The 423-nt window shown below is 57.2% G+C and carries 1 protein-coding gene; it reads right to left on the bottom strand.

Annotation, left to right across the window (positions count from 1 at the left end):
- Positions 1–423, bottom strand: a 423-nt coding sequence (locus RV1423_RS28260) for a transposase (RefSeq protein ID WP_034303992.1), incomplete at both ends; no start/stop codon positions are given.

Here is a 423-nt window from a genome sequence, read left to right as displayed (position 1 = left end):
CTTTGAAGTAACCACGATCAGCAACGACTGTCAGCGATGTAGCGCCAGTCGCGGCTTGCGCTTGCCGGCTCATTGAGTGCAGTTGATCCCGGTCGCTCCCGATGTTGGTCACCTCGTGCGCCACAATCAGATGATGCTGTGCGTCGACCGCTGTTTGCACGTTGTAGCCGACGATGCCCGTGCCACGCGTCTTCATTGAGCGTGCATCGGGATCGGTCTGGGAGACTTGTTGATCCGGCGCTTGCTTGAGTTTTAATTTGATGTCTTCCAGCTCGCGCATCTGTGTCTTGAGCGCCACGATATTCTCATGCAGTCGCGCTGTCGTGAGTTGCTTGCGTTCCGGCTCTTGGCGATCCGCCGTGTCGAGTGCGCTCAGATAGCGGTCGATACTCGCTGCAATCTCTTCCATGCGCCGTTGCAGTT

This window comes from Herbaspirillum sp. RV1423, from assembly GCF_000577615.1.
In the GTDB taxonomy this organism is placed as follows: Bacteria; Pseudomonadota; Gammaproteobacteria; order Burkholderiales; family Burkholderiaceae_D; genus Herbaspirillum.
The sequence above is the reverse complement of the archived record's forward strand: the minus strand, read 5'-3'. Positions and strand labels throughout refer to the sequence as shown.